Genomic DNA, 26230 nt, shown 5'->3' with positions numbered 1-26230 from the left:
CACCTGGCAGCCTGCTGTCAGCAGCGCCCTTTCTTAGCCTGGCCTGGCGGGCAGAAGGAGCGATAACCCTCCTGGCGATGGTGGTGACCATCATGGCGGTAGTAATAGCGATCGGGGTGGCGGTCATCGTAATAACGGCGGTAATAGCCATCGTGGCGATGGTGGTCATCGTAATAGCGATAGTAATGACCCCCATGGTAACGGTAGTAGCCGTCAGTGACCCGGATATGGGCATCGTCCACACTGAAATCTGCGCCATGTACCCGTATCGGGCCACTGGTGCAGGCGGTGAGCAGCGCGCCAAGCAGTACCATCAGAATCCGCTTGTCCATAACAACCTCCTATGGTTTCCCCTGATTATGCTGCCGTTCCCCATGGACACCGGGGTGCCTTGGTGGCGTTGCGTCATGACTTGCCGCTGGCATAACAGGGAGCATGCGGTGTTCCCTCAAGTATGGGGCAGAACGCGTATTTAGAAGGTCATGACCAGCAGCGATGCGCTCTTGCTTACGTCGCCGTTTCATTGCCGCGACATGCCGGCGCCACCCTATGGTGTAATGGCTGATATGCCCGGCCAGAGCGGCACGAGATGGTGTTGAGGGAGAGCCGTTCCGGCCAACTGTCTGCATCCTGTAGAGGGGCGTCCGGCGAGCGATCGGTTCGAGCCTGAATTGACTCGGTGCCGAGCGGAAGAAGCATCAAGGGCGTGGCCCATAGCGGGACTCGAGGCAGTGGAGGAGAGGCGTATCCCGACTGATATGGTGGTCGATGCCGGCATGGGATCCTGTGCGGTCTGGCGCTATGCCGTGGGGCCCAGTGCCGAGGAGGTGAGGCAGGTGATAGTCGAGGGGAGGCGGGCAAACCTTATGGGGCTGCATCGCCGGGGTGGAGCACTAAGATCCGGCGGCGCCTGTATTGGACGCGCGCTTGCAGCAGGCCGACCAGCAGATGACGGCCATAAAAAAAGGCGTTAGCAGCGGCCTTTCTTGGCCTGTCCCGGGGGACAGAAACGACCCCGTTGGCCGCCGTGATAGTCATCATCGTAATAGCCATCATTATGGCCGTCGTAGACCCGGATCCGGGTGTCATCCACACTGACATCGGCGCCGTGCACTCGCACCGGCCCGCTGCTGCAGGCCGACAACAGCGCCCCCAGTACCATTACCATCATCAGTTTACCCATTTCCGTTCTCCTTGGTTCTCCTCTGATTATGCGTCATTCCGGCCGGGATCCTGAGTTGAGTTGGCGGCGCTGCGTCATGGCTTGCCGTTGTCGCAAAAAGGGAGCGCGGTTGCGCTCCCTGGATGAGGGGAAAGGGTGGGGGAGGCTCAGAGCCGGAAGTTGCCGACCAGCTTGTCGAGCTCGCCAGAGAGCTGCTGCAGGCTGCGGCTGGATTCGGTCAGCTGGTGGGCGATGTCGGCGGTCTCCATGGTCAGCTGGTTGATGTCTTCCACGTTGCGGTTGATCTCGCCGACCACGCTGGATTGCTCCTCGGTGGCGGTGGCGACCTGGATGTTCATGTCGCTGATCTGGGTGATATGGCCGGTGATCTGGCCGAGGGCGGCATCGGCCTCGTCGGCCTGGGCCACCACCGCCAGACTCTGGCTACGGCCCTGAGTCATGGCGCTGACGGCGCGGGCGCTCTGCTCCTGCAGGCGGTTGATCATGCCCTGGATCTCGGCGGTGGAGGCGGCGGAGCGGCTGGCGAGGTTGCGCACCTCGTCGGCCACCACGGCGAAGCCACGGCCCTGCTCACCGGCGCGGGCGGCCTCGATGGCGGCGTTGAGCGCCAGCAGGTTGGTCTGCTCCGAGATGCTGCGGATGGTGTCGAGGATGCTGCCGATGGAGTCGGTCTGGTTGGCCAGCGACTCGATGACGCCGGATACCTGTTCGATCTCGTCGGAGAGGCCGACGATACCGTGGCGTGCCTGGGCCACCATCAGGGCGCCTGCATCGGCCTGCTCGTTGGCCTGCTTGGCCACGTCGGCGGCCAGGGAGGCGTTGCCGGCGATCTCGCCGACGGTGGCGCCCATCTCGTGGATGGCGGTGGCCACCTGCACGGTGCGATCGCGCTGGGCGGTGCAGTTGTGCTGGGTCAGCTGGGCCTTGCTGGCCACCTCGTTGGCGGTGGCGGCGAGCTGGCGGGAGTTGCTGGCCACCTGTTCGATGGAGCCGTGGATCTTGGCCACGAAGTTGTTGAAGCCGGTGGCGACCTGGGCGAGTTCGTCCCGTCCCTCCACCTTGAGGCGCTGGGTCAGATCCCCGTCACCACTGCCGAGTTCGCGGAACAGGCGGGCCAGTTCGTTGAGCGGACGGCTGACCGAGCCCGCCAGCAGCACGCCGAGCAGCCCCATGCCGACGGCGATCGCCAGGCTCACCAGCAGGATGTGCAACCGGGCCCGATCCAGCTCGGCGTAGATCTCGGCCTCTGGTACCTGGGCCACCAGGTACCAGTCGAGCAGCGGAATATAGCTGGTGGCGAGCACGACCGGCTGGCCATCGATCTCGGCGTGGGTGGCGGCGAATGCCTGCTTGGTCAACAGGCCAGCGGCACTGGCCCCGGCCAGCTGGGACAGGGTATCGCGGTCGATGCGGGCGGCGTCCGGGTGCAGCTTCACCTTGCCGCTGCCATCTGTCATGAACACGAAGCCGCTGTCGCCGATGCGGAAGTTGGCCAGCATGCTGACCATGCTGTCGAGGGACTTGGCGAGCCCCGCCAGGCCGCGGCCGTCGAGTTGCTGGAAGTTGACGAACAGCTTTACCTCGCCGTTGCTCTCGCGAAAGATGCTGAGCATCAGATCCTGCGGGCTCTTGGTGTAGCCGTAGAACCAGCCATCCTGCTCCGGGGTCAGGTTGCGCAGGAAGCCGTCCTGGTTGTAGTAGGCGGCGCTCTGTCGATCGGCGAAGGAGGCGGTGACCAGGCCGTACTGGGCGGTCATGTCCTTGAGCTGATCGACGAGGATGGACTCCTGCTCCTTGGGCATGCCACGGGCCACCCAGTCCAGCACGAAGCGATCGTTGGCGAGCTGTTTGGCGGCATTGGCGACCGAGGTGAGATCCTTCTCGATCTCCTTGCCGATGCGCTGGGTCAGGTTCGGCAACTCCTGCTCGAACATGCGGGCCTCGATCAGCTGCTGGGCCGAGCGCTGGCTGAAGTAGCCCACCAGCAGGCAGGAGAGCGCCACGGCCAGGATGACGGTGGCCAGAATTTTCTGTTTGAGTGTCAGGCTTGCAAACATAGGGGTGACTCGGGAGTGTGGGCCGAAGGTTGAGCCCATATTAGCGGCCGCCGACCCGCGCCCTTGAGGCGATGCCGGCGTTTATTGCCGATTAACGTTTGCGCTCACATCAGGCCAGGACTGGATTGGCGCCGCTCATGCTCCCGGCCGGCCGACGGGATCTTGATGAAATCTCGCCAGCACAGGCAGTTGCGGTTACAGTTCCTCATCTTATAGTAGGCATCACGGCTCACTCGGCTCGCACTGGATCAATGGACAATCATATGCGCATCTTTCATCGGGGATGGACCCACCTGCTTCTGCTCTTGCTGGCGACCCTGCCTTTCATGGCGGCGGCCCAGTCCGATCGACCCAGGATCGCGCTGGTGCTGAGCGGTGGCGGCGCCAAGGGGGCGGCCCACATCGGGGTGCTCAAGGTGCTGGAAGAGAAGCGCATACCGGTCGACATAGTGGTGGGCACCAGCATGGGCTCCTACGTGGCGGGCATGTACGCCATGGGGCTCAGCGCCGAGGAGGTGGAGCGCATGACCCTCTCCATCGACTGGAACAAGGGCTATCAGGACAAGGTCGGCCGCGATGAACTCTCCCTGCGCAAGAAGCAGCAGAGCGAGAAATACCAGCTGCGTACCGACATCGGCGTCAATGGTGATTCTGTCCAGTTGCCGGACGGCTTCTTCCAGGGCCAGTCCATGGCCAGCCTGCTGCGTCACGCGACCTCCAACCTGCCGGTGCAGAAGAGTTTCGACAACCTGCCCATTCCCTACCGTGCCATGGCCACCGACATGGAAACCGTGACCCCCTTCGTGCTGGATCACGGCAGCCTCGCCAAGGCGATGCAGGCCTCCATGTCCATCCCCGGCGCCCTCAAGCCGGTGGAGTGGGAGGGGCATATCCTGGCCGACGGCGGCACTGTCAACAACATGCCGGTGGACGTGGCCAAGGCCATGGGCGCCGACATCGTCATCGCGGTGGACATAGGTGCCAAGCTGCGCACCCGCGAGTCGCTGAAGTCGGGGCTGGCGATGATCGATCAGCTCACCACCTACATGACCCAGGTCGGTACCGACAAGCAGAAGGCCCTGCTGGGGCCCAAGGATGTGCTGCTCAGCCCCGAGTTCGGCGACATGGGCATCGCCGATTTTGCCCGCATGCCTGAGGGGATCCGGGTCGGGGAGGTGGTGGCCAACCGTGCCTCTAGCCAGCTCGATGCCCTGTCGCTCTCGCCGGAACGCTATGCCGATTACCGCAACCAGAAGTTGAGCCGCCGCGCCGAGCGCAGCGGTCAGCCGGCCTACTACATCGACAAGGTGGAGATCGTCAACAAGTCGCGCCTCTCCGACGACACTGTGCGCGCCATGCTCAAGGTGCGCCCGGACAAGGTGCAGACCTATGAGAGCCTGGAGGCGGGCATCCGCCGGCTCTATGCGCTGGAGTCGTTCGATCGCATCACCTATGAGGTGGAGGAGCGGAGCGGTGAGAACGTGCTGGTGGTCAATGCCAGCGAGAAGAACTGGGGGCCGGGTTATCTCAACTTCCAGCTCGGCTTCTCCGATGATTTCGAGAGCACCTCCAACTACAACGTCGGCATGTCCTACAACCTGACCAACGTCAATGACTGGGGGGCCGAGTGGCTGACCGAGGCTTCCTTGGGCACGGCCAAGCACCTCAAGACCGACTTCTACACCCCGCTCGAGCCCTCCCAGACCTTCTTCGGCGAGGCGAGTCTGGCCTATGACAAGACCCAGCGCCGGGTCTTCTTCCCGGAGGATGAGGTGCAGACGTCCGGCGTGAGCTACCTGGACTCGGAGTACAGCTTCACCAGCGTGGATCTCTCCGTCGGCTGGAACCGTCAGCCCTGGAGCCGGCTGTCCCTGGGGCTGGAGGGCAAGGTGGGCAGCGTCGATATTCAGAACCTGTCCGATGCGGATGCGGATGCCTCCTCCTGGGGACCCTATGTCCGCTTCGAGCACGATACCCTCGACAGTCGCTACTTCCCCTACGAGGGGATCTACTGGGACATCAAGGGCGGCTACTCCCACATCAAGGTCGAACCGACCAATGCGCCGACCGAAAATACCGAGGGGATCAACTATCACCTGGCGCTGATCAAGCCCTGGTCATGGGGGCGACACAGCCTCAACCTGATGCTGGAAGGGGGCGGATCCACCTCGGAGGAAGAGGTACCGTTGTTCGTGCAGGATCTCGGCGGCCTGTTCCGGTTGTCCGGCTTCCAGCACTACCAGCTGAGCGGCCGCTACAGCCTGTTCAGCGGTCTGCGCTACATCTATCGGGTGGCGGACAACGACTTCGGCGCGGTCAAGGCACCGCTGTTCCTCGGCGGCTCCCTCGAGCAGGGCGGGGTCTGGGACAAGGGCGCGGACATCAGCCTGGAGTCCTCCTACACCGCCGGCTCCGTCTATGTGGGGGTGGAGAGCTTCCTCGGCCCCATCTTCCTCGGTTATGGCGTGGCGGAGGGGGGGCACGACATGTTCTATCTGCAATTGGGCACCACCTTTGAATAAGGGCTAAATGCTGCTTTTTTGTTAACTCTGGTCGGGTGTGTTTTTTGTACTTTTAAAAAACCTGAACAAGGTTAGATGGTTATGTTGATTTGATGAATAAGTGAACAGGGTTTGGATTTTACTTACTCGTTAAAACTTATATAGTGGGGGGCACCCTACGGGTGTCCCGCAAGGACGATCGCCGCGAGCTTGGGCGAACCCCAAAAAAAAGACCAAAGAGGAATTAGTCGTGCTTGAAACCTACCGTAAACACGTCGCAGAACGTGCCGCCGAGGGCGTGGTTGCCAAACCTCTGGATGCAGAGCAAGTCGCCGCCCTGGTTGAACTGCTCAAGAACCCGCCCGCCGGTGAACAAGATTTTCTGAAAGAACTGTTGTCCTCCCGAATTCCACCTGGTGTTGATGAAGCGGCCTATGTGAAGGCCGGTTTCCTCACCGCCGTCGCCAAGGGCGAGGCGCACTCCCCGATCCTGACCGCGGCCGAAGCCGTCGAGTTGCTCGGCACCATGCAGGGTGGTTACAACATCCAGCCGCTGATCGATCTGCTGGATGATGCCGAGCTGGCCCCTCTTGCTGCCAAGGGCCTCTCCCACACCCTGCTGATGTTCGACTCCTTCCACGACGTGGAAGAGAAGGCCAAGGCCGGTAACGCGCATGCCCAACGGGTGCTGCAATCCTGGGCCGATGCCGAGTGGTTCCTGAACCGCCCGGCCCTGGCCGAGAAGATCACCGTCACCGTGTTCAAGGTGACCGGTGAGACCAACACCGACGACCTGTCTCCGGCGCCGGATGCCTGGTCCCGTCCCGACATCCCGCTCCATGCCCTGGCCATGCTGAAAAACGCCCGCCCCGGCATCACCCCGGACAAAGACGGTGTGATAGGCCCGGTCAAGGCCATCGAAGAGCTCAAGCAGACCGGCTTCCCGCTGGCCTACGTCGGTGACGTGGTCGGTACCGGCTCTTCCCGCAAGTCCGCCACCAACTCGGTGCTCTGGTTCATGGGCGACGACATTCCGTTCGTGCCGAACAAGCGTGCCGGTGGCGTCTGCCTCGGCGGCAAGATCGCCCCCATCTTCTTCAACACCATGGAAGATGCCGGCGCCCTGCCCATCGAGGTGGATGTCTCCAAGCTGGAGATGGGCGATGTGATCGACATCTTCCCCTATGAGGGCAAGATCACCCGCCACGGCACCGATGAGGTGCTGGCCGAGTTCACCCTCAAGACCGAGGTGCTGATCGACGAGGTGCGCGCCGGTGGCCGTATCCCGCTGATCATCGGCCGCGGTCTGACCGACAAGGCGCGCGAGGCGCTGGCGCTGCCGTTCTCCACCGTGTTCCGTCGCCCTGTGCCTGTGGCCGACACCGGCAAGGGTTACACCCTGGCCCAGAAGATGGTGGGCAAGGCCTGCGGCGTGCAGGGCATCCGTCCCGGCACCTACTGCGAGCCCCGCATGACCACGGTCGGTTCCCAGGACACCACTGGCCCGATGACCCGCGATGAGCTGAAAGACCTGGCCTGCCTCGGCTTCTCCGCCGATCTGACCATGCAGTCCTTCTGCCACACCGCCGCCTATCCGAAGCCCATCGACGTGCAGACCCACCACACCTTGCCGGACTTCATCATGAACCGCGGCGGCGTCTCCCTGCGTCCCGGTGACGGCGTCATCCACTCCTGGCTGAACCGCATGCTGCTGCCGGACACCGTGGGCACCGGTGGTGACTCTCACACCCGTTTCCCCATCGGGATCTCCTTCCCGGCGGGCTCTGGTCTGGTGGCCTTCGCCGCCGCCACCGGCGTGATGCCGCTGGACATGCCGGAATCCGTGCTGGTGCGCTTCAAGGGCGAGCTGCAACCGGGCATCACCCTGCGTGACCTGGTCCATGCCATCCCCTATGCCGCCATCCAGCGCGGCCTGCTGACCGTGGAGAAGGCGGGCAAGAAGAACATCTTCTCCGGCCGTATCCTCGAGATCGAGGGGCTGCCGACCCTGAAGGTGGAGCAGGCGTTCGAGCTGGCCGATGCCAGCGCCGAGCGCTCCGCCGCCGGTTGCACCATCAAGCTGGATGAGGCACCGATCATCGAGTACCTCAAGTCCAACATCGTCATGCTGAAGTGGATGCTGTCCGAAGGCTACGGCGACGTGCGCACCATCACCCGCCGTATCAGGGGGATGGAGGAGTGGTTGGCCAATCCGGTGCTGATGGAGGCGGACAAGGATGCCGAGTACGCCGAAATCATCGAGATCGATCTCGCCACCATCAAGGAGCCCATCCTGTGTGCGCCGAACGATCCGGACGATGCCCGCCTGCTGAGCGACGTGGCTGGCTGCCAGATCGATGAGGTGTTCATCGGCTCCTGCATGACCAACATCGGCCACTTCCGCGCCGCCGGCAAGCTGCTCGAGAAGTACCAGGGCGAGCTGCCGACCCGTATGTGGATAGCCCCGCCCACCAAGATGGACAAGGATCAGCTGACCGAAGAGGGCTACTACGGCATCTTCGGCCGGGTCGGTGCCCGCATCGAGATCCCGGGCTGCTCCCTGTGCATGGGTAACCAGGCGCGGGTTGCGGAGGGGGCTTCCGTGGTCTCCACCTCCACCCGTAACTTCCCGAACCGTCTGGGCAAGGGTGCCAACGTCTACCTGGCCTCCGCCGAGCTGGCTGCGGTTGCCGCCATCACCGGCAAGATCCCGACCGTGGCGGAGTACCTGCAGTACGCCAAGGCGCTGGATGCCACCGCGGCCGACACCTATCGCTACCTCAACTTCAACGAGATCGCCTCCTATACCAAGAAGGCCGATGCGGTGATCTTGCAGCAAGCGGTGTAAAGCTGGGCGCCGACGCGGCGCACGCAGTCTGATAAAAAGCCCCGGTCCATGTCGGGGCTTTTTCATGGCGCCAAGCAGGATGAGATGCCTCAGGATCCTGCGGCCTGACGCTGGCGAGATAAGGGGGAGGGGAACGCCCCCATGCCCCGCCATCCCCTCGACGCATTTCTCTCTTTATTGAGTAAAAACTGATCTGGTTCGTGAGCGCAACGGATCGGCCGCTGTATCATGCCCCGCTTTTTTGGCTGCGACTCTGGGCCTCATGCCGGCAAGGTGCCGATGTCATGGGGCTGGTCGTTCTATCCGCCTCATTCCTGGATGGTCAGACAATGTTTCTATTGGGATTAGATGCCGCGCGCCCCTGCTGGCGGCTGTTATGTGCCTTGCTGGTGTTTGCGCTCCCGACCTCGGTGGGCCTGTGGGAGCTGCACAGCAACTATCTGCACACCCTGGACAAGCAATCCGAGCTGGCCGCCACCAAGGCGGTACGCCTGATGGAGGCGATGCTGCATCATGCCGAGGGGGCCAACAGAAACATCTTCCCGCTGATCAGGCACCCCTGCAAAACCTCGCTGCTGACGTTGCGCAGGGAGGTCACGCTGGCCCCTTTCGTCCGTAGCGCCAGCCTCATCAACGACTACGGGGTCTACTGCAACTCGCTGTTCGGGGATGTGCACTGGGAGGACGATGTCGGTGCCTACAGCGGGGGCTTCCTGCGCCTGCTGTCGGGCAACCCGGTCAGGGCCAATCACCCCATGCTGGCGGTGCGCACCGAATCGCAGGATGGGGCCGTGCTCAGCACCATCGACAGCGAATACCTGAAGCTGATGCTGGCCCTGAGTGCCCCGGTCTCGGGGGAGGTGCAGCTGCATGTGGGCAACGCCTGGCTGGATGAGAAGGGGCACCTGATGGAGGGCTATCACAGATTGCCGACCCTGGCGGTGCACAAGCTCAAGTCCGAGCACTATCCGCTCTCCGTCTATGCCGGTTTCGAACTGCCCTCCATCTGGGGGGCGCTGTGGCATGTCAGGCACCTGACCATCCTGATGCTGCTGGGCTTCTCGCTGTGCATCTCGCTGCTGGTGTGGTGGCTGCTGGGGCGGCCACGCTCCATGGAGGGGGAGCTGAAGCGGGCGCTGCGGGCGCGGGAGTTCGTGCCCTATCTGCAACCCCTGGTGACCAGTGGCGACGGCAAGGTGATGGGGGCCGAGGTGCTGATGCGCTGGCAGCACCCGAGCTCTGGTCTGATCCGCCCCGACCTGTTCATTCCCCAGGCCGAGGAGTGCGGGGTGATAGTCCCCATGACCAGCCAGCTGATCCAGGCGGTGGCCGTGCAACTGGCGGCCCGGCAGGACAAGCTGCCGGACGGCTTCCATGTTGGACTCAACATCAGTGCGGCCCATTGCCGGGATCTCTCCCTGCTGGAGGAGTGCCGCGGCTTCCTCGCGCACTTCATCCCGGGCCGGGTGGTGCTGGTGCTGGAGCTGACCGAGCGCGAGCTGCTGGTGGCGGACGCGCACACGCTCTCCCTGTTCAAGCAGCTGGACGAGATGGGGGTCAAGCTGGCGGTCGATGACTTCGGCACCGGCCATTCCAGCCTCCTCTATCTGCAGCAGTTCCACGTGGACTATCTCAAGATCGATCGCTCCTTCATCGGCCGGATCGGCACCGAGTCCCTCTCCGAACACATAGTGGACAATGTCATCGATCTGGGCTCGCGGCTGGGGCTGGCGCTGGTGGCGGAAGGGGTCGAGACCGAGGCGCAGGCCGATTATCTGCGCGACAAGGGGGTCGACTATCTGCAGGGCTACCTGTTCGGTCAGCCGATCCCGCTGCCGCAGTTCTGCGCCGAGCTGCAGCCGGAAGCCGGGTCGGCGGCGCCGAGGCTCGCGGATCTTGCCTAGGGGCGCCTCATGGCGCCCACCAGAACATCTTCGTGTGGTTGTTTTTTGTACGGTTAGGCCTGGGTTCAGTTTCTATCGTTAACATGGCGGTCCTTGTGCAGCAGGACCACCCATGACCTATTCCCCCGCGTTCGACACGGCTCGGCCCTGGCTGCGTCTGACCATCACCTTGCTGGTATTCACACTGCCCATGCTGCTCGGCAGCTGGGCGTTGTACAACCGTTATCAGGCGGGTCTGTTGCTGGAGTCCAATCAGGCGGCGGATCGCGCCATGACCATGCTGGAAAACATGCTGGGGCATGCCAAGGAGGCCAACCGCAATGCGTTGCCGCTGCTGGGCAAGCCCTGCGAAGCCGTGCTGTTTGACCTGAGGGAGAAGGCGGCCATGGAGTCTTTCATCCGCTCGGTCAATCTGGCGCACGAGGGCAACATCTACTGCACCTCCTTCTTCGGCTCCTATCAGATGCCCTATGCGGCGGAGAAATACAGCCAGGGGCAGCTGCTGCTGAGCAACAGCAGCCCCGTTCGCAATGGTCACCCCTTCCTGGCGGTGCGGGCCGTGCAGGGGGAGGCGTCCACCCTGGCGCTGATCGATGGCGACTACCTCAGCTTCATCCTGAGCCTTCATATTCCCTCCCTCGAGCTGATGCTGAACGTCGGTAGCCACTGGCTCGACGAGCAGGGCAACTTCTTCAGCGAGGCCCCCGCCCTGTCCGGCGAGGCCCATGTCATGCTGCACTCGCAGGATTATCCCCTCGCCATTTACGTGGGGCAGAAGTTTTCCACCAGCTGGCAAGGGTTGTTGCAGCACCGTTGGTTTGGACTGCTGGTGCTGACGGGGATCTGCATCGGCTTTGCCCTGCTCATGTGGTGGCTGCTGAGTCGTCCTCGCTCCCCGGCCAACGAGCTGGCGCGCGCCCTGCAGGCGCGGGAATTTGTCCCCTTCCTGCAGCCCCTGGTGTCGACCGATGGCGAGCGGATCATGGGGGCCGAGGTGCTGATGCGCTGGCAGCATCCGAACGCGGGCCTGATCCGCCCGGACCTGTTCATTCCCCAGGCGGAGGTCAGCGGTCTGATCGTGCCCATGACCAGCCTCATCATGGCGGAGGTGGGCCAGCGGCTGGCCGCCGAACAGCGGCGTCTGCCCGAAGGTTTTCACATCAGCTTCAACATCAGCGCGGCCCATTGCCGCGACTACATCCTGCTGAGGGAGTGTCGCGAGTTTCTCGCCCGCTTCGAGCCGGGCAAGGTGGTGCTGGTGCTCGAGCTGACCGAGCGTGAGCTGCTGGTGGCGGATCCCCATACCCTCTCGCTGTTCAGGCAACTGAACGAGATGGGGGTCAGGCTGGCCATGGATGACTTCGGCACCGGCCACTCCAGCCTGGTCTATCTGCAGCAATTCAATGTGGACTACCTCAAGATCGATCAATCCTTCATCGGCCGGATCGGCACCGAATCCCTGTCCAAGCACATAGTCGACAACGTGATCGATCTCGGTAGCCGGCTCGGACTGACCCTGATCGCCGAAGGGGTCGAGACCCGCCAGCAGGCGAATTATCTCAAGGGCAAGGTGACCTACCTGCAGGGCTATCTGTTCGGTCGCCCGGTGCCGCTCCGGCAGTTTTGTGCGATGCTGCGGGCGGAGGCGGCCAGCCGGGTCATGTCGCTCGCCAGCTGATCGCGCTTGGGCCTTGCGATGGCCGCCAGCATCCCCGCTTTGCACGGGTCAGGCCTTCGTTATCCACCCCCTCGACTGTAGGGGCTTGTTTTTCATGCCTTGCGGCTCACTTTTCGGTAGAATTGACGCTCATTTTGAAGTCAGATGAGGCGCGGTATGACGGTCAGGTTCCAGGCATTTCACAGCATCAAGGCGATTGGCAATCGAGAGGTGCTGTTCAACTGGTCCAGGACCAACCCCCTCGGTGCGCTGGAGCAGGTGTGGCGCCCGACCAGCCGCGACCAGCTGCAACGCCTGCTGCGTGAACATCCCGAGCGCAAGCTGCGGCTGATCGGCTCAGGGCTCTCCTTCGAACCCATTCACAGCGTCTATGCCGAGGGCAGCCAGGCGCTGCTGGTGGACTTGCATCATCTGCGTGGCCAGCTCAGCAAGACAGAAGAGAGCGTCACCTATCAGGCGGGGACGCCGCTCGATACCGTCTATGGGGATCTCATCGCCATGGAGCGGATGCTGCCCGCCTCGCCGGGGGTCATCGGCATCCAGACCCTGGGGGGCGCGCTCAGCACCGGCACCCACGGCCAGGGGCTGCACCAGTCCGCCCTGTGCGATGCGGTGGAGGCCATGACCCTCATGCTGGCCAATGGCGACCTCATCCGGGTTGATCGCACCGACCCGCGCTTCGGCGCCTTCGTGATGGGCATGGGGATGCTCGGCATACTGCTCGACGTCACCCTGCGCACGGTGCCAAACCGCATCATGCGCTGCACCAAGTTCACCACCGACTACCCCTTCCTGCTGGAGCACAACGAGCGGCTCAACCGCGAGCACGGCTTCGTGAAGAGCTGGTGGTTCGCCTGGACCGGCGAGAGCCACATCTGGCTGGTGGATCCGGCCAGTGACGAGGAGGTCGAGCGTTACCGCGCCGCGGGCAGCGAGCCGCTGCTGCTGGAGGGGGACATAGATGCCCGCATGAATGCCACCATAGATGCCACCCTGCAGAAGATGGCCAAGGACACCAAGGACGAGGCGCGGCTCGGGGAGCACTTCGAGACGGTGCGCCGCTTCAAGGACGCCTCCGATCTGGTGGGTAACGTCTACCAGATCCTCTGCAAGGGGATACCGGCGCCCCAGATCAACTGCGAGGTGGCGGTGCCGCTGCACCGCATGGCCGAGGCGCTGGAGATCCTGCAGCGCTGGCAGCAGGCCAACCCCGGCGTGCTGCATTACCCCTTTATCCTGCGTTGCACCGGCCCCTCCGAGGCCTGGCTCAGCGCGGCCTATGACCAGTCGGTGTGCTGGGTCGGCTTCCTGGTCTATCTGGCGGCGGATGGCACCTTCGTCAATGGCTCCATGGAGCAGATGCGCGAGCTGCAACAACTGTTGGTGCCGCTCGGCGGCATTCCCCACTTCGGCAAGCACCTGGCGATGGATCTCTACGACTTCCCGGCCCTGCTGCCGCGCTGGCACGACTTCCTGGCCCTCAAGGCCGAGCTCGATCCCTGCGGCCGGTTCGAAAACCGCTGGCTCGCCGATCTGTTTGCCAACCGGTGAGGCGCTAACATGACCGATATGCAAGATACCCGCATTCCCGTCACCCTGCTGACCGGCTTCCTCGGCAGCGGCAAGACCACCTTGCTCAACCACTGGGTCAAGCAGCCTGAGCTCGGCGAATGCGCGGTGCTGATCAACGAGTTCGGCTCTGTGGGGCTGGATCATCATCTGGTGCAGCAGGTGGACGAGCAGGTGGTGCTGCTCGATTCCGGCTGCATCTGCTGCTCGGTGCAGGGCTCCCTGGTGGAGGCGCTGCAGGGGCTGTTTATGAAGGCCATCCAGCGCAAGATCAAACCCTTCAAGCGGCTCATCATAGAGACCACCGGGCTGGCGGATCCGGCCCCCGTGCTGTTCACCCTGAAGGAGGAGGGCTTCATCGCCCAGCGTTACCGCTTCGATGGCATAGTCACCGTAGTGGATGCCGGCCATATCGAGCAGCAGCTCGGCCAGCAGTACGAGGCGGTCAAGCAGGTGGCGCTGGCGGATCTGCTGGTGGTGAGCAAGGGCGACCTGGTGGAGGCCGAGGTGCTGGCGCGGGTGGAAGCCCAACTGGCACTGCTCAACCCGGCGGCGCCGATCCAGCGGGTGAGCAATGGCGAGCTGTCGCCGACCGTGCTGGAGAAGCTCGGCGCCTACAACGAGGCGGCGGGGCGCGATGTGCGCCAGCTGCTGGCCTGGCTGCGCACCGAATCCCCAAAGCAGGGGCTGGCCTCGCCACTGCAGCCGAGGATGACGCCGGTCGCGGCCAGGGTGGGCACCGCCACCCCGACCCACTTCGAGCACGGCAACATCGAGAGCTTCTCCCTGCGCATCGGCGAGCCTCTCAGGCCGTCTCGCCTGCTGGCGGCGATCGATGCGGTGCAGGCCCAATACGGCGATGCCCTGCTGCGGCTCAAGGGGATACTGCTGCTGGAGGGAGAGAGTCAGCCGGTGGTGATCCACGGCGTCCACGGCCAGCTCTATCCGCTGCAGACCCTGGGGGAGTGGCCGGAAGGGCGGGCCCAGTCCAGGCTGGTGTTTATCGTCAAGAGCCGGGACAAGGCCGGGATCGAGACCCTGTTCCTCGAGACTCTCAAGGCACCTGAGCCCACGCTCGAAGAGCAGCTCAGAGCCATGCTCGGCCAGCCGGATGCCTGATATCCTGATGTGACCCGCCCCCGTTTTCAAAAAGCGAGTGCGGGTCTCTTTTTAGGTCAAGACAACAAGGAGAGGTTGCTGCCCATGCCCGAACACTCGCACCTGGTTACCCCTGCCCAACGCAAGTGGCTGCCCCTGCTGACCGCGGTCGGCTTCTTCATGCAGACACTCGATGGCACCATACTCAACACCGCCCTGCCCAGCATGGCCGCGGCGTTGGGGGAGAGCCCGCTGCAGATGCAGTCGGTGATCATCGCCTACATGCTGACGGTGGCGCTGCTCATTCCCGCCTCCGGCTGGCTGGCGGACAGATTCGGCACCCGCCGCGTCTACCTGGCGGCCATATTGCTGTTCACCCTGGGTTCCCTGGCCTGCGCCGCGGCCAACAGCCTGCCCATGCTGGTCGCCGCCCGGGTGCTGCAAGGGGTGGGGGGAGCTTTGCTGATGCCCATAGGGCGCCTCGCCGTGCTGCGGGTCTACAGCAAGCATGAGCTGCTGCGGGTGATGTCCTTCGTCACCATCCCGGGTTTGCTGGGGCCGTTGCTCGGCCCGGCGCTGGGGGGCTGGCTGGTGGAGGTGGCGAGCTGGCACTGGGTGTTCCTCATCAACCTGCCGGTGGGGGTGATAGGTTTCATCGCCAGCTGGAGTTTCATGCCGGATCTGCGCCAGCATACCGCCCGCTTCGACTGGCAGGGCTTTGTGCTGTTCAGCGCCGGCATGGTGCTGGTCTCGGTCGGCCTGCAGGGGCTGGGTGAGCACAGCATCTCCACCGGTTGGGCGCTGTTTGCGGTGCTGTTTGGCCTGGCGGCCATGGCGAGTTACTGGCTCTATGCGGCCAACACCGAGCAGCCGCTGTTCAGCCTGGCGCTGTTCCAGACCTCGACCTTTGCCATCGGCATCTGGGGCAACCTGTTTGCCCGCCTCGGCAGCGGCGCCATGCCCTTCCTCACCCCGCTGTTCCTGCAGCTGGGGCTGGGCTTCTCGCCGAGCAAGGCGGGCATGACCATGATCCCCACGGTGATCGGCGCCATGCTGACCAAGACCCTGGTCAACAAGCTGATCCCCAAGGTGGGTTATCGCCGCATCCTGATCGTCAACACCCTGGCGCTGGGGGTGCTGATCGCCAGCTTCTCCCTCATCGACAACCAGGTGCCGCACTGGCTGCTGCTGGCCTGGCTGATGGTGTTCGGCGCCATCAACTCGCTGCAATTCTCCGCCATGAATACCCTGACGCTGCAGGACTTGAGCGCCGACCATGCCAGCAGCGGCAACGGCCTGCTGTCGGTGGTGATGCAGCTCTCCATGAGCCTGGGGGTGGCCATCGCCGCCAGCCTGCTCGGGCTATTCTCCGCCGGGCAGCCGGCAGAGGGCAGTGAGCAGTGGCTGGGTGGCTTCCACCTGACCTATCTCTGCATCGGCCTGATGTCCATGCTGGCGGCGCTGATCTTCGCCCAGCTGGCCAGGAAGGAGCAGGGGTGAGCGGGGCCTCGCGGCCCCGTTCGGTCAGATGAAAAGCAGTGATCAGGCCTGCGCCACGGGCAGGTAGCTGACCTGGCAGGGCAGGGCCGCCAGCAGGGTGGTCAGGTGCTCGGTCGCCAGCAGGAAGGTCTGCTCCGGGTGGCCCGGGGTCCAGGTGAAGGCGTGGTGGGCCAGCAGGGCGGAGTCCACCAGCAGCGGGATGTCGGCACGGGGCAGGAAGGGGCAGACGGCCCCCGGCAGGCAGCCGATCTCCGCCTGCATCTCCTGTGGTGTGCAGATGGAGGGCTTGGCCCCCAGGCTGGCCTTGACCGCCTTGTTATCCAGCCGCCCGTCCCTGTGGGTCAGCAGCAGGGCGAAGCGGCCATCCTTGAACTTGAGGAACAGGGTCTTGCTGAATTCCGCCTGCCAGCCGAGGCGTGCCTTGACCCGCTCGTCGGTGGCGTAATCCAGGATGGGTTCGTGTTGATAGCGCTGGTGGGGCAGAGTGCTCAGCAGCTGGCAGTTGAAGTCGTGAATGGTATCGAGTGGCATTGTGGTCTCCGGTATCAGGGCCATGCTGCCAGTCGCCGGGGCTTGGGCCCAATCACTCTTTCTGATGGCCGATAAGCACAAGGGCACCGCGAGGTGCCCTTGTGCTTCAGTGAGGCTGCAATTCGCACGCCGCCCAGTGGAAGGGAATGGGGCTGAGTCGCTGCGATGCCTTGTCGTAGCAGTGCCACAGCTCCCCCAGGGGGCGGCCATCGGTGGGATGGCGCAGGCTGGGTGCCAGCTCGGCCAGCGGCCAGAGCACGAAGGCGTTGCTGAGGATCTCGCCGCGAGGCAGTGCCACCGGATCCTCACAGACCAGATCCCCATAGAGCAGCAGGTCCAGATCCAGGGTGCGCGGGGCGAACTTCTTGGCGTCCGGCTCGCGGCCATGGGCGAACTCCACGGCCCGTAGGCGCTGGCACAGGGTCGCCAGCGGCAGCTCGGTGTCGGCGCCCACCACCAGGTTGTAGAAGGGGCGGCCGGCAAAGCCCACCGCCTCGCTCTCGAACACCTGGGAGACCTCAAGCTCGCCGAATTCGGCCTGCAGGGCATCGAGCCCGGCCCGGATGTGGCGCTCCCGCTCGATGTTGGAGCCCAGGCTGATGTAGATGCGGGTCATGCTGTCACCGCCCTGATCGTCATCGGTACGAATGCCCATCACTGGGCACTCGCGGCCGGGGTGCGGTGGCGCAGGATCTCGACGCCGACGCCGGCTGCGTTGGGCACGGCGCCCGGTTTGGTCAGCACGACCCTGACCCACTGCACCCGCTCATCGGCCAGCACCAGGGCGGCGACCTGCTCGGCCATGGTCTCGACCAGCTCGACTATGGTGCCGGCGGCGTGATCACAGATCTTGCGTGAGAGGGTGGCATAATCCAATGCCAGCTTGATATCGTCGGTTGCGGCGGCGGGGCGGTTGTCAAAGCCCATCTCGAGATCGAAACAGAGCTTCTGGCAAATGCCTTTCTCCCACTCATATACCCCTATGGTGGTCAAAACCTCGAGTCCGCGAATAAACACCTTGTCCATGACAGTACTTCTTCTTTACTCTTGATGGGCTGTGAGAACAGCGCAGGGATGCAGGTCTGGCCAGCAGATTGCTGCTGACGGTCGGTTTGGGCGACACGCTGTTGGGCAACCCCAAGCCAGAGAATGTGGCCCGCATCATACCCCATTCATATCGTGGTAAAAACGACCAAGATGACGGCCCTGACGATTTTGATGATTATTCTGGCCTATCTGGGCGGCTCGCTGTCCAGTGCCGTGCTGGTCTCCCGCATCAGGGGGCTGCCGGATCCTCGCGATCATGGCTCCCACAACCCGGGGGCGACCAATGTGCTGCGCCTCGGCGGGCGGATGGCGGCGCTGGTCGTGCTGCTGCTCGATGTGCTCAAGGGCACGGCGCCCGTCTACCTCGCCTGGTATCTGCAGATCAAGCCCATCTACCTCGGCTTCATCGGTGTGGCGGCCTGTCTCGGTCACATGTATCCCATCTTCTTTCACTTCCGGGGTGGCAAGGGCGTCGCCACGGCACTGGGTACCATGCTGCCCATCGGTTTTGCCATGGGGGGCGCGGCGATCGCCACCTGGCTGCTGGTGCTGCTGGTGAGCGGTTATTCGTCGCTGGCCTCCATCGTCACCGTACTGCTGACCCCGCTCTTCACCTACCTGCTCAAACCGGAATACACCCTGCCGGTCTCCTTGCTCTCCTGCCTCATTCTGATCCGCCATCACGAGAACATCACCCGCCTGTTGAAGGGAGAGGAATCTCGACTCTGGGGCCGTCGGGAGGTGGCTTCACCTGCGGAAGTGATAAAAACGGGCGATGCTGCGCAAAAAAGAGACGAACGAGACGGAAAGTGAAATTTCCCGTTGACCACCCGCCCTAAAATCCGTTTAATAGCGCCCACGCCCAGATAGCTCAGTCGGTAGAGCAGGGGATTGAAAATCCCCGTGTCGGCGGTTCGATTCCGTCTCTGGGCACCAAGTTTTGGTGCCATGAAGTGAAAATGTGTTCATGCACAGTGGTTTAAAGTGTGCCGGCTTAGCTCAGTAGGTAGAGCAACTGACTTGTAATCAGTAGGTCACCAGTTCGATTCCGGTAGCCGGCACCATTTGCCCAGATAGCTCAGTCGGTAGAGCAGGGGATTGAAAATCCCCGTGTCGGCGGTTCGATTCCGTCTCTGGGCACCAATTAAGGGTGATGAGATAGCGATATCTTGCATCCAAAGTACAATTCCTCCTTAGTTCAGTCGGTAGAACGGCGGACTGTTAATCCGTATGTCACTGGTTCAAGTCCAGTAGGAGGAGCCAACACAAAAGCCCAGCTGCAAAGCTGGGCTTTTTCTTTGCCTGTTTTTCACGGCTGGCTGATCTGGAGACAGGTTTGCTGGGCGCTATCGATATATCGCAGACCCCCTCTTTTTCTTGATACCGTCTTTAAAAGCCGGATCTTCGCTGGCCGAACAAGCTCTCCGACTATCCCTGGTATTGCGTCCTTCTATCGGGCTGCCGTCACCTCGCTGCAGTGATGCCCTGTATTTTGAGCCAGAACGCCTCCTGACAGGGGTTGTGGAACAGCTTGCGTGGCGGCGTGACGGGAATTGGACTGGTGATGACCTGATAACTGATCCAGCATTCGGCGCAAACCTGCTCGGAAGGCGCATCATCCTGCTCGGTCTGGCGAGAGATGACGACACCATTGGCGAACCAATAGGTCGTCTGCTGGTGCCGGATCAGGGTGCCGTTCTCGTCCTGCTCGCTATATCGCTCATGCCGCTGGCGTGTGATGGTGGCTGGCGCCGGCCGCTGATGGATGGCCTTGATATAGGTAATAAGCTGGTTCATCGCCGTTGCTTCGAGTACGGGCCTGTGGATACGCGAGCTTAACGTGCGAAGCCGGGGGCAGCAATCCCGAGAGGGGGCTGGAAAATGAGTTGGTGAGCCAGGGGGGCGGGTCGGACAAATGAGCCCGGAAGATCTATCGGGATGATGATCCGGTACCAAGGTATTTCTCTTCCTTATTCCAGTCGGTAGAACGGTAGGCTGTTAATCCATGCGCCACTGGTTCAAGTCCGGTCGGAGGAGCCAATTTCAAAAAGATCTTTGTCGCAAGACAAGGGTCTTTTTTCATGAGCTCGATAATCCCATGACTATTCACTCAGTCACCATACATCACTAACATCCCAGGGCATAAGAAGTCCGCTATTAAGTAAAAACGTTTTTCTGGTTAAAGCCGAGAAGTGCATGAAAAACAAACAGTAAAATGAGTGGTAAATAGTCTCTGCGCTTAAGGTCCTGTACATGATTTCGCCTATAGAATGGCGGCCATACATAACAAGGGCTGAACGCCCACCATTTAGCATTGATGAGGCTATACGATGAACTTACGACTGACTCCTGTCTGGATTGCACTGGCATTGGCAAGCACTGCAGCTCACGCTACCGACGACATCTATTTTGGTGCCGGTATCGGTGCCACCCACTTCAACGGCCTGAATAACGCGGCTGTCGAAGATGGTACCGAAGATGCGACTGCCACCAACCTCTTCATGGGTTACAACTTCAACGAAACCTTCGGTGCCGAACTGGGTTACCAGTACGCCGGCCGTGGCAGCACCGATGGCGAGCGCTATGAGAACCAGGGCGCCACCCTGTCCGGTATCGCCCGTCTGCCGCTGAGCGAAGATTTCTCCCTGTTCGGTGAAGCCGGTGCCTACTGGGCCCACACCGATGGTCTGGACAACAGTGACACCCGTGTCTCCCCGTTGGCCGGTATCGGTCTGACCTACAAGCTGAACGATGCGCTGGATCTGCAGGCGCGCTACCGCTACATGTGGGACGTGGCTGACCTGACCACCTCCACTGGCGAGCAGTACAAATCCAACCAGAGCGTAGCGACGCTGGAAGCGGTGTATCACCCGTTCCGTACCTCCTACGTTGAGCCCGTTGCTGCACCCGTCGTGGCAGAAGCGGCCCCTGTGGTTGTCGAGAAGAACTTTGCCCTGAACTCAGACGTGCTGTTTGCCTTTGGCAAGGCAGAACTGAAGCCGGAAGGAGTTGAAGCCCTGAACGGTCTGTATCAGCAAATCGTTGAATTCCAGCCGAAAGATGGCAGCGCCGTCGTTGTCGGTTACACCGACCGTATCGGTTCCGAGGCTTACAACCAGCAGCTGTCCGAGGCGCGTGCCCGCACCGTCGCAGACTTCCTGGTGAGCAAGGGTCTGGCCACCAGCAAGATCTCCATCGAAGGTCGTGGCGAAGCCGACCCGGTAACCGGCACCCAGTGCGATGGCATCACCGCCAAGGATCAGCTGGTCTCCTGCCTGTCCCCGGACCGTCGCGTCGAAGTCCGCGTCTCCGGCGTGCAGGAAGTACAGCAGTAATCTGACTCAGCTCAGATAATGCGAAGAGGGGATGCCATGGCATCCCCTCTTGCTTATCCGCGATGCAGACATGAAAGACGGTTGTGACGAGTGGCTCGAGAGGCGCCTGCCGTTGCATGACGAGCCATTGCTTCGCATGTCACCGCTTCGAGTCCAGCCCCAGAGCACAATTCAAGAGCCCGGCCGCAACGCCGGGCTTTTCTGTTTCTGTGGTTCCCGGTTCCTTCCTTGACGCCCGGGGAGGGGAGCAGCTTTATTTAAAGCTAGCCGTAGCGGTTGCAATGGACGGTCCGTCGAGCGATGCAACAATGATAGAGAGGAGCGCGAGCGGTATACGACGATTCACAATCCAAGCTGAAAAGGAATAACGCTATGATATTAAACCACTTATGGGGATTGTATGCCCATCCTCACACCGAATGGCATACCATAGACGAGGCGCACGACAGTTTCAGAAACAGTCTGACCCATATTCTTATCGTGGCCCTTATCCCGTCAGTCTGCGCCTATTACTCCGCCGTCCATATCGGCTGGAGCATAGGTGTAGGCGATCCCATCACCCTGACCTCGGACAGCGCCTTCATGCTGTCGGTGGCCATGTACGTGGCGCTGGTCATAGGGGTGTTTGCCTTGGCCTATCTGGCGCACTGGATGGGTCACACCTTCGGCTCTGACCCCAGCTACACGACGACACTCGAGCTGGCAGCCTATACCTCCACCCCGCTGTTCATGGTCGGGCTATCGGCCTTCTACCCCCATCTCTGGTTCGTCATGATGATCGGTCTCATCGGGCTCAGCTACTCCGTCTACCTGCTCTATGTCGGCGTCCCTATCCTGATGCACATTCCCAAGGAGCAGGGGTTCATCTATGCCAGCTCTGTGGTCACGGTCGGATTGGTGCTGCTGGTCTGCGTGCTGGCGACCACCGCCGTTCTGTGGGGCTCTGGCTTTGGCCCCGTGTTTACCTAGCGAGGCAGGGGCCTGCATCAGGTCCTTTATCGGAAATGACAAAGGCGCCTTGATGGCGCCTTTGTCATCGTTCGATACAGGTTCACTACGCCTCCGCAGGGCCCATCCCTGCCAGCTCCTCCGCCGTCATGGGCCTTAGCACCTTGCAGGGATTACCGACGGCGACCACATTGGCCGGAATATCCCTGGTCACCACTGAGCCGGCGCCGATGACGCTGTTATTGCCTATGGTGACGCCGGGGCAGATGACGACGCTGCCGCCGATCCAGACGTTGTTGCCGATCCGCACCGGCTTGCCGAACTCCACCCCTTTGATGCGCGGCGAGACGGCAACGGGATGAGCGGCGGTATATATCTGCACCCCGGGCGCCAGCAGCACGTTGTCGCCGATATGCACCTCGCACACGTCGAGGATGGTGCAGTTGACGTTGGCGTAGAAGTTCTCCCCCACAAAGATATTGGCGCCATAGTCGCAGAAGAAGGGTGGGTTGATGGCACAGGAAGCGCCGCGGCTGCCGAGCAACTCGCGCAGCAGGGCGTCCCGCTCGGGTTTCTCCTGCCAACGGGTGTTGAAGCTGTGATAGAGGCAGCGGCAGCGCTCGCGCGCCGCCTTGAGCTCGGGGTCAGCCGCATCATAGGGCTGCCCCGCCACCATCTTGTGCCACTCCTGGCCACGCTCTGGCTGAGCGCCCTGCTGCGACTGGGTTGCCACCATGGTCGTTGCCTCAGTCATCATCTACTCCACCAGCCAGATCAGGGATTCATAGGGCCGCAGCCGGCAAGACTGCAGTCGGGTCGGGCTGTCCGGGTAGTTGCCAAGCAGCAGGCGTCCCTCGCCGGCTTGCATTCCTTCGGGCAGGGCAAAGTCCGCTGGCTCGCCGTAGAAGTTGCTCACCACCAGCAGGCGTTGGCCATGCCAGCTGCGGCTATAGGCCCAGAGGCGCTCGTGGCCCGGCAGCAGCTCCTGATAATCCCCCTGAGTGAAGATGGGGTGCGCCTTGCGCAGGGCAATCAGATCCCGGTAGTGCCAGAACACCGAGTCGGCGTCGGCCAGCGCGGCCTCGGCATTGATCTCGGGGTAGTTGGCGGCAGGCTTGAGCCAGGGGGTGCCTGTCGTGAACCCGGCGTTGGGGGCCGCGCTCCACTGCATGGGCGTGCGGGAGTTGTCCCGCGACTTAGCGCCGAGAATGGCGAGGATCTCCGCCTCTGGCACCCCTTCGCCCTGCTTGATGGCGAAGATGTTGCGACTCTCCACATCCTGATAGTCATGGATGCTGCCATAGCCGGGGTTGATCATGCCGATCTCCTCCCCCTGATAGATGTAGGGGGTGCCCTGCAGGCCGTGCAGCGTGCTGGCCAGCATCTTGGCGGCCGCCACTCTGTGCTCGCCCTCGTCGCCGAAGCGGGAGACGATGCGCGGCTGATCGTGGTTGCACCAGAACAGGGCCGACCAGGCCTTGCCGTGCATGCCGCTCTGCCAGTGGTTGAAGATGCGCTTGAGCTCGAGGAAATCGAAGGGGGCCTTGGTCCACTTGTCACCGTTTGGGTAGTCGACCTTCAGATGATGGAAGTTGAACACCATGGAGAGCTCGGAGCCATCCAGCGCGCCGTAGCGCTGGCAGTGCGCCAGCGAGGTGGAGGACATCTCGCCCACCGTCATGGCGCCCACCGGGGCGAAGACATCGCGGCTGATATCCTGCAGGAATTCGTGAATGCGTGGCCCGTCGGTGTAGAAGCGGCGGCCATCGCCCAGGTCGTCGTTCGGGAAGGCCTGATCCTTGGAGATGAGGTTGATGACGTCTAACCGGAAGCCATCGACCCCCTTGTCGGCCCAGAAGTGAATGACCTTCTTCACCTCGGCCCGCACCGCCGGATTCTCCCAGTTCAGATCCGCCTGCTCGCGGGCAAACAGATGCAGATAGTACTGGCCGGTGGCGGGGTCCAGCTCCCAGGCGCTGCCGCCAAACTTGGACTGCCAGTTGTTCGGCACGCCGCCCGCCACAGGATCTTGCCAGATGTAGTAGTCGCGATAGGGGCTGTGTTTATCCCCCATGGCGGATTTGAACCAGGCGTGTTCGGTGGAGGTGTGGTTGACCACTATGTCCATCACTATGCGGATGCCGCGCTCGTGGGCGGCCGCCAGCAGCGCCTCGAAATCGGCCATGGTGCCGTAGGCGGGATCGATCGCCAGGTAGTCGGCGATATCGTAGCCGTTGTCCACTTGGGGGGAGACGTAGACCGGGGTCAGCCAGAGGGCATCTATCCCTAAGGTCTTGAGGTAGTCGAGGCGGGCCATGATCCCCTTGAGATCGCCGGTGCCGCGGGCGCCGGAATCCTGAAAGCTCTTGGGGTAGATCTGGTAAATCACGGCACTCTGCCACCAGGGAGTCTGTTTCATGGTCGGGTCGCTCATCTTGTTGAAACGGGTAACGGATTGAAAAAGGACGATAAAAAGGGCGGAGCCTGGGCTCCGCCTCTGTGCCAGCCACTTAGGCGGCAGTCAGCTCCAGCTTGCCGGCCGCCTGCTGGCGTTTGTAGACCAGCAGGGTCAGCGCCAGGGGCACCACTATGGCCACCAGCATGGCGACGGCATAGATGGCCCAGTACTGCGGCTGGATGGAGAGGATGCCCGGCAGACCGCCGACCCCTATGCCATTGGCCATCACCCCGGCGAAGCCGCAGATGAGGGCCGCGCAGCTCGAGCCCACCATGGCGCACAGCATGGGGAACTTGTACTTGAGGTTGATGCCGTACATGGCCGGCTCGGTCACGCCGAGATAGGCTGAGATGGCGGCAGGCACCGAGATCTCCCGCTCGTTCTCCTTGCGGCTGATCAGGATGATGCCCACCACCGCAGACGCCTGGGCGATGTTGGACAGTGCGATCAGCGGCCAGATCGGGGTGCCGCCCATGCTCTGCATCAGCTGCAAGTCCACCGCGTTGGTGGTGTGGTGGATGCCGGTAATGACCAGGGGGGCGTAGAGGAAGCCGAACAGGGCCGCGCCTATGGGAGCGAAGGAGCCGGTCATGGCGGCCTTGGCGGCGAAGCCGACGCCCTCACCAATCCAGCGACCGAAGGGGCCGATCAGGGTGTGGGCCAGGATCACCGCCAGCAGCAGGGAGATGAAGGGCACTATCACCAGGTAGAGATAGGCCGGGATGATGCGCTTGAGGTTGGTCTCGATATAGGCGAGCGCCACCCCCGCCAGCAGGGCCGGAATGACCTGGGCCTGATAGCCCACCTTCTCGATGACGAACAGACCGAAGTCCCACACCTCGGGCACCTGCTGGCCGATGGCGTAGGCATTCATCAGTTGCGGAGAGACGAGCGTGATCCCCAGCACTATCCCCAGGATCTCGGAGCCCCCCATCTTCTTCACCGCGGACCAGCAGACGCCGACCGGCAGGAAGTGGAAGATCGCCTCACCCAGCAGCCAGAGGAAGGCGTGCACCTGGGCCCAGAACTGGCTGATCTCGGTGAGGGTCTTGCCATCGAACATCTTGATGTCGCCGATGACGTTGCGAAACCCCAGGATCAGACCGCCGGTGATGATGGCGGGCAGCAGCGGCACGAAGATCTCCGCCAGGTGGGAGATGCCACGCTCCAGCGGGTTCATGTTGTGGCGCGCCGCCTGCTTGGCGGCATCCTTGCTGGCACCGCTGACCCCGATCTCCTCGGTGAGCGCCTTGTACCACTGCTCCACCTCGTTGCCGATGACCACCTGGAACTGTCCGCCCTGGGTGAAGCTTCCCTTCACCGCCGGTATGGTCTCGATGGCCTTGGAGTCGGCCTTGGCCGGGTCATTGAGCACGAAGCGCAGCCGGGTCAGGCAATGGCTTACGGTGGCGATGTTCTCCTTGCCGCCGATCTTGTCGATAAGCTGGGCCAGATGTTGTGCGTTGATCTTGGACATGAGTCTTCCCTCTGTGACTCTATTGAGTTTGGTATGCATCACCCTGTAGGGCCAGCCTGCTGGCCCAAGTGTTCTTGGTATAGTTCCTATTTAGCA

The 26230-nt window shown here is 62.5% G+C and carries 20 protein-coding genes and 4 tRNA genes; 14 read left to right on the top strand and 10 right to left on the bottom strand.

All coding sequences use genetic code 11. The features are described from left to right. Nucleotides 1-17: 17 nt before the first annotated feature. From KW825_RS12910 to KW825_RS12900, 3 genes are all read right to left on the bottom strand, one after another. Nucleotides 18-332: a hypothetical protein gene (locus tag KW825_RS12910; protein ID WP_084228324.1), complete on the bottom strand. Its 315-nt coding sequence runs from the start codon at nucleotides 330-332 to the stop codon at nucleotides 18-20. A gap of 638 nt (nucleotides 333-970) precedes the next feature. Beyond that, nucleotides 971-1183, bottom strand: a complete 213-nt coding sequence (locus KW825_RS12905; protein ID WP_163154529.1) for a hypothetical protein — start codon at nucleotides 1181-1183, stop codon at nucleotides 971-973. A gap of 146 nt (nucleotides 1184-1329) precedes the next feature. Further along, nucleotides 1330-3240 carry a methyl-accepting chemotaxis protein gene (locus tag KW825_RS12900; RefSeq protein ID WP_042653197.1) on the bottom strand — a complete coding sequence of 637 codons (1911 nt, stop codon included), beginning with the start codon at nucleotides 3238-3240 and terminating at the stop codon, nucleotides 1330-1332. Between the two features lie 263 nt (nucleotides 3241-3503). On the opposite strand from KW825_RS12900, the gene KW825_RS12895 reads away from it, so the two are divergent. From KW825_RS12895 to mdtD, 7 genes are all read left to right on the top strand, one after another. Next, complete coding sequence (locus KW825_RS12895; RefSeq protein WP_042641235.1) at nucleotides 3504-5762, top strand: patatin-like phospholipase family protein; 2259 nt, start codon at nucleotides 3504-3506, stop codon at nucleotides 5760-5762. Between the two features lie 229 nt (nucleotides 5763-5991). Next, nucleotides 5992-8589, top strand: a complete 2598-nt coding sequence (gene acnB / locus KW825_RS12890; RefSeq protein WP_218329442.1) for a bifunctional aconitate hydratase 2/2-methylisocitrate dehydratase — start codon at nucleotides 5992-5994, stop codon at nucleotides 8587-8589. A gap of 329 nt (nucleotides 8590-8918) precedes the next feature. Beyond that, nucleotides 8919-10493 (top strand): EAL domain-containing protein, encoded by a 1575-nt coding sequence (locus KW825_RS12885; RefSeq protein WP_042653195.1) that lies wholly within the window; start codon nucleotides 8919-8921, stop codon nucleotides 10491-10493. 112 nt (nucleotides 10494-10605) lie between these two features. After that, the gene (locus tag KW825_RS12880) at nucleotides 10606-12171 is read left to right on the top strand and encodes an EAL domain-containing protein (protein WP_042653194.1); all 1566 of its coding nucleotides are present in this window, start codon (nucleotides 10606-10608) and stop codon (nucleotides 12169-12171) included. A 156-nt stretch (nucleotides 12172-12327) separates the two neighbouring features. Beyond that, nucleotides 12328-13722, top strand: coding sequence for a D-arabinono-1,4-lactone oxidase (locus KW825_RS12875; RefSeq protein WP_218329441.1), 1395 nt, complete (start codon nucleotides 12328-12330; stop codon nucleotides 13720-13722). A gap of 9 nt (nucleotides 13723-13731) precedes the next feature. Then, a complete protein-coding gene (locus KW825_RS12870) occupies nucleotides 13732-14859 on the top strand; it encodes a GTP-binding protein (protein WP_218329440.1) in 1128 nt (375 codons plus the stop codon). A gap of 84 nt (nucleotides 14860-14943) precedes the next feature. Further along, a complete protein-coding gene (gene mdtD / locus KW825_RS12865; protein WP_218329439.1) occupies nucleotides 14944-16338 on the top strand; it encodes a multidrug transporter subunit MdtD in 1395 nt (464 codons plus the stop codon). Between the two features lie 42 nt (nucleotides 16339-16380). Here the strand turns inward: mdtD and KW825_RS12860 are convergent, their stop codons facing one another. From KW825_RS12860 to folB, 3 genes are all read right to left on the bottom strand, one after another. After that, the gene (locus KW825_RS12860) at nucleotides 16381-16869 is read right to left on the bottom strand and encodes a YbaK/EbsC family protein (RefSeq protein ID WP_042641447.1); all 489 of its coding nucleotides are present in this window, start codon (nucleotides 16867-16869) and stop codon (nucleotides 16381-16383) included. 106 nt (nucleotides 16870-16975) lie between these two features. Further along, a complete protein-coding gene (gene folK, locus KW825_RS12855; RefSeq protein WP_218329484.1) occupies nucleotides 16976-17485 on the bottom strand; it encodes a 2-amino-4-hydroxy-6-hydroxymethyldihydropteridine diphosphokinase in 510 nt (169 codons plus the stop codon). A 38-nt stretch (nucleotides 17486-17523) separates the two neighbouring features. Continuing rightward, the gene (gene folB, locus KW825_RS12850) at nucleotides 17524-17895 is read right to left on the bottom strand and encodes a dihydroneopterin aldolase (protein WP_218329438.1); all 372 of its coding nucleotides are present in this window, start codon (nucleotides 17893-17895) and stop codon (nucleotides 17524-17526) included. A 171-nt stretch (nucleotides 17896-18066) separates the two neighbouring features. Here folB and plsY point away from each other — a divergent pair, with 171 nt between their 5' ends. The 5 genes from plsY to KW825_RS12825 all read left to right on the top strand — a co-directional run bounded on the left by plsY (nucleotide 18067) and on the right by KW825_RS12825 (nucleotide 19179). After that, nucleotides 18067-18729, top strand: coding sequence for a glycerol-3-phosphate 1-O-acyltransferase PlsY (plsY, locus tag KW825_RS12845; protein WP_042641224.1), 663 nt, complete (start codon nucleotides 18067-18069; stop codon nucleotides 18727-18729). Nucleotides 18730-18776: 47 nt separating this feature from the next. Beyond that, nucleotides 18777-18852: transfer RNA gene (locus tag KW825_RS12840), tRNA-Phe, on the top strand. Nucleotides 18853-18904: 52 nt separating this feature from the next. Next, nucleotides 18905-18980 (top strand) — tRNA-Thr (locus KW825_RS12835). Between the two features lie 3 nt (nucleotides 18981-18983). Next, nucleotides 18984-19059, top strand: a tRNA-Phe gene (locus tag KW825_RS12830). A 44-nt stretch (nucleotides 19060-19103) separates the two neighbouring features. Further along, nucleotides 19104-19179, top strand: a tRNA-Asn gene (locus KW825_RS12825). Nucleotides 19180-19380: 201 nt separating this feature from the next. Here the strand turns inward: KW825_RS12825 and KW825_RS12820 are convergent. Then, complete coding sequence (locus tag KW825_RS12820) at nucleotides 19381-19713, bottom strand: hypothetical protein (protein ID WP_218329437.1); 333 nt, start codon at nucleotides 19711-19713, stop codon at nucleotides 19381-19383. A 533-nt stretch (nucleotides 19714-20246) separates the two neighbouring features. Between KW825_RS12820 and KW825_RS12815 the strand changes: the two genes are divergently transcribed. Together KW825_RS12815 and KW825_RS12810 are read left to right on the top strand one after the other, a co-directional pair. Next, on the top strand, nucleotides 20247-21251 hold the full coding sequence (locus tag KW825_RS12815) for an OmpA family protein (protein WP_042653189.1): 1005 nt from the start codon (nucleotides 20247-20249) through the stop codon (nucleotides 21249-21251). Between the two features lie 372 nt (nucleotides 21252-21623). Then, nucleotides 21624-22220: a Yip1 family protein gene (locus KW825_RS12810; RefSeq protein ID WP_218329436.1), complete on the top strand. Its 597-nt coding sequence runs from the start codon at nucleotides 21624-21626 to the stop codon at nucleotides 22218-22220. A gap of 85 nt (nucleotides 22221-22305) precedes the next feature. Here the strand turns inward: KW825_RS12810 and KW825_RS12805 are convergent, their stop codons facing one another. The 3 genes from KW825_RS12805 to treB all read right to left on the bottom strand — a co-directional run bounded on the left by KW825_RS12805 (nucleotide 22306) and on the right by treB (nucleotide 26134). Beyond that, on the bottom strand, nucleotides 22306-22953 hold the full coding sequence (locus tag KW825_RS12805; RefSeq protein WP_218329435.1) for a sugar O-acetyltransferase: 648 nt from the start codon (nucleotides 22951-22953) through the stop codon (nucleotides 22306-22308). A gap of 3 nt (nucleotides 22954-22956) precedes the next feature. Beyond that, on the bottom strand, nucleotides 22957-24618 hold the full coding sequence (gene treC / locus KW825_RS12800) for an alpha,alpha-phosphotrehalase (protein WP_218329434.1): 1662 nt from the start codon (nucleotides 24616-24618) through the stop codon (nucleotides 22957-22959). Between the two features lie 91 nt (nucleotides 24619-24709). Next, complete coding sequence (treB, locus tag KW825_RS12795) at nucleotides 24710-26134, bottom strand: PTS trehalose transporter subunit IIBC (protein WP_218291538.1); 1425 nt, start codon at nucleotides 26132-26134, stop codon at nucleotides 24710-24712. Between the last annotated feature and the right edge of the window lie 96 nt (nucleotides 26135-26230).

The organism is Aeromonas sp. sif2433, from assembly GCF_019218705.1.
Classification (GTDB): domain Bacteria; phylum Pseudomonadota; class Gammaproteobacteria; order Enterobacterales; family Aeromonadaceae; genus Aeromonas; species Aeromonas encheleia.
This window is presented reverse-complemented; position numbering and strand designations above follow the sequence as displayed.

What these genes read in the sequence shown, in the direction of transcription:
- KW825_RS12885 (WP_042653195.1), top strand. Translation starts at nt 8,919, where the DNA reads ATGTTTCTATTGGGATTAGATGCCGCGCGCCCCTGCTGGCGGCTGTTA.
- KW825_RS12810 (WP_218329436.1), top strand. Translation starts at nt 21,624, where the DNA reads ATGATATTAAACCACTTATGGGGATTGTATGCCCATCCTCACACCGAA.
- KW825_RS12910 (WP_084228324.1), bottom strand. Translation starts at nt 332, where the DNA reads ATGGACAAGCGGATTCTGATGGTACTGCTTGGCGCGCTGCTCACCGCC.
- KW825_RS12820 (WP_218329437.1), bottom strand. Translation starts at nt 19,713, where the DNA reads ATGAACCAGCTTATTACCTATATCAAGGCCATCCATCAGCGGCCGGCG.
- treC (WP_218329434.1), bottom strand. Translation starts at nt 24,618, where the DNA reads ATGAAACAGACTCCCTGGTGGCAGAGTGCCGTGATTTACCAGATCTAC.
- KW825_RS12870 (WP_218329440.1), top strand. Translation starts at nt 13,732, where the DNA reads ATGACCGATATGCAAGATACCCGCATTCCCGTCACCCTGCTGACCGGC.
- KW825_RS12900 (WP_042653197.1), bottom strand. Translation starts at nt 3,240, where the DNA reads ATGTTTGCAAGCCTGACACTCAAACAGAAAATTCTGGCCACCGTCATC.
- KW825_RS12880 (WP_042653194.1), top strand. Translation starts at nt 10,606, where the DNA reads ATGACCTATTCCCCCGCGTTCGACACGGCTCGGCCCTGGCTGCGTCTG.
- KW825_RS12895 (WP_042641235.1), top strand. Translation starts at nt 3,504, where the DNA reads ATGCGCATCTTTCATCGGGGATGGACCCACCTGCTTCTGCTCTTGCTG.
- mdtD (WP_218329439.1), top strand. Translation starts at nt 14,944, where the DNA reads ATGCCCGAACACTCGCACCTGGTTACCCCTGCCCAACGCAAGTGGCTG.
- folK (WP_218329484.1), bottom strand. Translation starts at nt 17,485, where the DNA reads ATGACCCGCATCTACATCAGCCTGGGCTCCAACATCGAGCGGGAGCGC.
- folB (WP_218329438.1), bottom strand. Translation starts at nt 17,895, where the DNA reads ATGGACAAGGTGTTTATTCGCGGACTCGAGGTTTTGACCACCATAGGG.
- KW825_RS12860 (WP_042641447.1), bottom strand. Translation starts at nt 16,869, where the DNA reads ATGCCACTCGATACCATTCACGACTTCAACTGCCAGCTGCTGAGCACT.
- treB (WP_218291538.1), bottom strand. Translation starts at nt 26,134, where the DNA reads ATGTCCAAGATCAACGCACAACATCTGGCCCAGCTTATCGACAAGATC.
- KW825_RS12815 (WP_042653189.1), top strand. Translation starts at nt 20,247, where the DNA reads ATGAACTTACGACTGACTCCTGTCTGGATTGCACTGGCATTGGCAAGC.
- KW825_RS12905 (WP_163154529.1), bottom strand. Translation starts at nt 1,183, where the DNA reads ATGGGTAAACTGATGATGGTAATGGTACTGGGGGCGCTGTTGTCGGCC.
- KW825_RS12875 (WP_218329441.1), top strand. Translation starts at nt 12,328, where the DNA reads ATGACGGTCAGGTTCCAGGCATTTCACAGCATCAAGGCGATTGGCAAT.
- KW825_RS12805 (WP_218329435.1), bottom strand. Translation starts at nt 22,953, where the DNA reads ATGACTGAGGCAACGACCATGGTGGCAACCCAGTCGCAGCAGGGCGCT.
- plsY (WP_042641224.1), top strand. Translation starts at nt 18,067, where the DNA reads ATGACGGCCCTGACGATTTTGATGATTATTCTGGCCTATCTGGGCGGC.